This is a genomic window from Rhizobacter sp. P1_G5, assembly GCF_056405435.1.
Genome location: NZ_JBFUCB010000536.1, coordinates 1 through 4250 on the forward strand (window position 1 = coordinate 1; position 4250 = coordinate 4250).

The 4250-nt window shown below is 68.8% G+C and carries 6 protein-coding genes; 3 read left to right on the forward strand and 3 right to left on the reverse strand.

All coding sequences use genetic code 11. From position 1 onward, the window contains the following. Together AC1D12_RS26320 and AC1D12_RS26325 are read left to right on the forward strand one after the other, a co-directional pair. Positions 1 to 268, forward strand: a 268-nt coding sequence (locus AC1D12_RS26320) for an aminopeptidase (RefSeq protein ID WP_477843921.1), incomplete at its 5' end; no start/stop codon positions are given. Positions 269 to 286: 18 nt separating this feature from the next. Continuing rightward, positions 287 to 625, forward strand: a complete 339-nt coding sequence (locus AC1D12_RS26325; protein ID WP_047500064.1) for a polyhydroxyalkanoic acid system family protein — start codon at positions 287 to 289, stop codon at positions 623 to 625. A gap of 3 nt (positions 626 to 628) precedes the next feature. On the opposite strand, the gene AC1D12_RS26330 is transcribed toward AC1D12_RS26325, so the two are convergent. After that, positions 629 to 1786, reverse strand: a complete 1158-nt coding sequence (locus tag AC1D12_RS26330) for an acyltransferase family protein (protein ID WP_477843924.1) — start codon at positions 1784 to 1786, stop codon at positions 629 to 631. Continuing rightward, positions 1783 to 2040, reverse strand: a complete 258-nt coding sequence (locus AC1D12_RS26335) for an acyl-CoA-binding protein (RefSeq protein ID WP_047500068.1) — start codon at positions 2038 to 2040, stop codon at positions 1783 to 1785. The genes AC1D12_RS26330 and AC1D12_RS26335 overlap by 4 nt, the downstream gene beginning before the upstream one ends. A gap of 104 nt (positions 2041 to 2144) precedes the next feature. Between AC1D12_RS26335 and AC1D12_RS26340 the strand changes: the two genes are divergently transcribed. After that, on the forward strand, positions 2145 to 3584 hold the full coding sequence (locus AC1D12_RS26340; RefSeq protein WP_477825956.1) for a wax ester/triacylglycerol synthase family O-acyltransferase: 1440 nt from the start codon (positions 2145 to 2147) through the stop codon (positions 3582 to 3584). Between the two features lie 10 nt (positions 3585 to 3594). Here the strand turns inward: AC1D12_RS26340 and AC1D12_RS26345 are convergent. After that, positions 3595 to 4250, reverse strand: a 656-nt coding sequence (locus AC1D12_RS26345) for an ABC transporter substrate-binding protein (protein WP_477843926.1), incomplete at its 5' end; no start/stop codon positions are given.

The following is a 4250-nucleotide window of genomic DNA, read 5'->3' on the forward strand; positions in this document are numbered from 1 at the left end:
CGACTACGCGGCGCTGAAGGCCGGTGCATGGCAGGGCTACGCCGGCTACGACAGCTGGTTCGCGCGGGCGAACAATGCATCGCTGGGCGTGCTGGCGGCCTACAACGAGCTGGTGCCGCAGTTCGAGCGGCTGTTCGAACGCGAGGGCCGCGATTTCGACCGCTTCTACGCCGAGGTGCGCCGCATCGCCGCGTTGCCGCGCGACGAGCGGCGCGCGACACTGCAGGCGGCCGGCGCCACCGTTGCCGCCACCACAGCGACCCCATGAGGACCCGAGGAGACCGACATGCCCGACATCCACATCCACCGCGACCACGACCTGGGCCTGGCCCGCGCGCGCGAGATCGCATGGAAATGGGCCGAGGAGGCCGAGAAGAAGTTCGAGATGGAATGCACCGTGATCGAGGGCGAGGACAGCGACACGGTGGAGTTCAAGCGCTCCGGCGTCAGCGGCGAGCTGGTGGTCGCGGCCGACCACTTCGACCTGCAGGCGAAGCTCGGCTTCCTGATGGGGGCGTTCGCCGGCACGATCCAGGGCGAGATCGAGAAGAACCTGGATGCGCTGCTGGCGGGGGGCAAGGCGCCGGCGAAGAAGGCGGCGGCGAAGAAGACCAAGGGCGGGTGAAGCTCAACCGGCCCCGACCGGCGCGCTGCGCGACGCCACCTTGTCCGCATCGAACTGCCGCGGCACCCACCGATCCCGCAGCCGCATGAACGGCGTCTCGACCAGCTTGAACAGCAGCCAGCCGCCCAGCAGGCAGGCGGCCGAGATCACGACCACCAGCAGCGGCGCCGGCAGCGCCCACGGCTTCAACTGCCGGTTCACGATGAATGCGATCGGCTTGTGCGTCAGGTACAGCGCATACGACCACAGCGCGAGCGAGGCCGCACCCGGCACCTGCCAGCGCTGCAGCGGCGACCCTTGGCTCAGCGCCCCGAGCAGCAGCAACGCCCAGGCCATCGCCATCAGCGAGTAGCCAAAGCCGCTCATCAGGTAGCCGTACCCGTAGCCGTCGATCTCGTAGAAGTTCATCAGCCCCCACAGCATCGCGAGCGTCGCGGCCAGCCCGAGCCCGAACAGGGCCTTGCCGTGCTGCATCAGGCGCGCCCACACCTGCGGATGGCCGTTCTTCAACAGCGCGAGCGCAACGCCGGGCAGGAACTCGTCGAGCCGCGACAGCGAGCCGTAGTACACCGTCGGGTAGTAGCGCTCGATCGCGCCGCCGGCCTCGCGACCGTACTGCAACCACAGCGCGCTGCGCCACGCGATGGCCGCCAGCACCAGCGCCGCGATCAGCGCCCAGGCCAGCGCAAGCCGGTGCCGCAGCCGCGTCACGCCCCACAGCGCCAGCGGCAGCCCGAGGTAGAACTGCTCCTCGATGCACAGCGACCAGGCATGCGAGAACGCGGTGCCGGGCTGCAGATCGATGTTCTGCGTGAAGGTCAGGAAGCGCCACAGCGGCGGCGGCTCGCGCCCGCCCATCACCGCCGGGAGCAGGAAGTACAGCGCCAGCACGACCCAGAAGTTCGGCAGCGTGCGCAGCGCGCGCCGCGCATAGAACGCGCCGAACGACAGTCGGCGTTCCTGCAGCAGCCCGCCCAGCAGCTGGTTGGCGATCAGGTAGCCGCTGAGCACGAAGAACAGGTCGACGCCGGTCCAGCCGATCGCGCTGGCCCAGCCGAAGGTGTCCTGCCCGCTGACGAACACCCGGTAGTGGTAGGCGAAGACCAACAGGATCGCCAGGGCCCGCAGCGTGTCCAGCCCGGGCTGGCGATCGCGGGTCATTCCTTCAGCGATTCGATCAGGTCGACGTACTCCTGCATCGCCTCGTCGGACGACTTGCCCTTGACGGCATCCCAGGCGTCCCACTTGGCGCGGCCGACCATGTCGGTGAAGCCGGGGCGCTTGCCGTCGACGTCGCCGCTGCTCGCCTGCTTGTACAGCGCGTAGATCTTCAGCAGCGTCATGTTGTCGGGCTTCTCGGGCAGGTTCTTCGAGTCGGCCACGGCGGCTTCGAACAGGGACTTGAGGTCGGCCATGAATGTCTCCGGGGATGCTTGGGTGAAAGTCGGCATTGACGCGGCGAATGTTACCCATCATCGTCGCTCGCACAACAAGATTCATCCCCCAGGAGACCTCGACGATGCCCACCTCCCCCCACGTCAGCGCCCAGCGCATGTCGCGCGTCGACACCGCCTGGCTGCGCATGGACAACGACGTGAACCTGATGATGATCGTCGGCGTCTGGCTGCTGCAGCCGGCCATCACGCACGCCGCGCTGTGCGAGCGCGTCGAGGACAAGCTGCTGAAGTACGGGCGCTTCCGCCAGAAAGTGGTCGAGGACGCGATGGGCGCGAGCTGGGTCCACGACCCGGCCTTCGACCTGCAGCGCCACGTGCTGCACGAGCCGCTGCAGCGCGCGCGCGGCCAGTCGGCCCGCCAGGCGCTGCAGGAACGCGTTGCCGAGCTGAGCACCACGCCGCTAGCCCGCGCACACCCGCTGTGGCAGTTCCACCTGATCGACGACTACGAAGGCGGCAGTGCGCTGATCGCCCGCGTGCACCATTGCATCGCCGACGGCATCGCGCTGATCTCGGTGATGCTGTCGATCACCGACGGCGGCCAGGATCCGCCGCCGCGCCGCACGCGCGGCAAGGCGGATGACGAGGAAGGCGATGCCGATTGGCTCTCCGACGCGGTCGTCAAGCCGCTGACCGACCTGACCGTCAAGGCGATCGGCATGTACGGCGGCGGCATCGCGAAATCGATGGAGATGCTGGCCCATCCGCAGCAGCCGCTGCTGGGTTCGCTCGACATGGCGCGCACCGGCTACCAGGTGCTGAGCGACGTCGCCGCGCTCGCGCTGATGCCCGACGATTCGCCGACCTCGCTGAAGGGCACGCCGGTCGGCCGCAAGCATGTGGCCTGGGGCGAGCCGATCCCGCTCGACCAGGTGAAGGCGATCGGCCGCGCGCTGAACTGCTCGGTCAACGACGTGCTGCTGGCCTGCGTGGCCGGTGCGATCGGCGGCTACCTGCGGGCGCGCGGCGAGAACCCGGACGGACAGGAGATCCGTGCGATGGTGCCGGTGAACCTGCGCCCGCTCGAGAAGGCGCACCAGCTCGGCAACCGCTTCGGGCTGGTGCCGCTGGTGCTGCCGATCGGCATCGGCAACCCGGTCGAGCGCGTCTACGCGGTGCGCGCGCGCATGACCGACCTGAAGGGCAGCTACCAGCCGCTGCTGGCGTTCGCGGTGCTGTCGGTGGCCGGGCTGCTGATCAAGCCGGCCCAGGATGCACTGCTGAACCTGTTCGCGAAGAAGGCGACCGCGGTGATGACCAACGTGCCGGGGCCGGCCGTGCCGCTGAAGTTCTGCGGCTCGACGCTGCGCCAGACGATGTTCTGGGTGCCGCAGTCGGGCCACATCGGCGTCGGCGTCAGCATCCTGAGCTATGGCGGCGGCGTGCAGTTCGGGCTGGTCACCGACGATGCGCTGTGCAACGACCCGCAGGCGATCGTCGAGCGCTTCGAGCCGGAGTTCGAGAAGCTGCTGATGGTGACGCTGATGCTGCCCTGGGAGTAGGCCGGCTGCATCACCTGCGGAACTTGCCGTCGTTGCCGATGATGGACAGGTCGGCGAAGTCGAGCCCGGTGTGGTCGGTGGCGCTGTAGCTGATCTCCATGCCGCCCATGTCGTAGCGGGTCAGGCCGTTCAGTGCGGCCACCAGCCGCTCGCGCGTCGGCGCCGGGCCGGCGCGGCGCAGGCCCTCGACCAGCACCTTCGCGGCAGCGAAGCCTTCCATCATCGCGGGCGAGATGCCGTCGAGCTTGCGGGCCCGCGCGAGTTCGAGCGCTTCCTTGACGATCGGCGACGCGATCGAGCGCTCGTACGGGAACACCTGCGAGACGATGGTGCCGCGACCGTTGACCCCCATCATCTTGATGAAGCCGCTGGCCGCGTTGTTCGACAGCGTCACCACCTGGGCGGCGGAGCCGGCATTGCGCAACGCCATCGTGCCCTCGGCCACCGCACTCGACGAGCCGATGAACAGCACCGCCTGTGCGCCCGATGTCGCGACCTTCGGCGCCAGCGTGCTGAAGTCGGGCTTGCTGCGATCGAACTTCGCAAGCATCACCGGCTTCTTGCCGATCRCATCGAAGCCGGCCATCGCGCCCTGCACCGCATCGGCGCCGAAGCTGTCGTCGGCCTGCAGCACCGCGATGCGGTCGACGCTGACCAGGCTCAGGT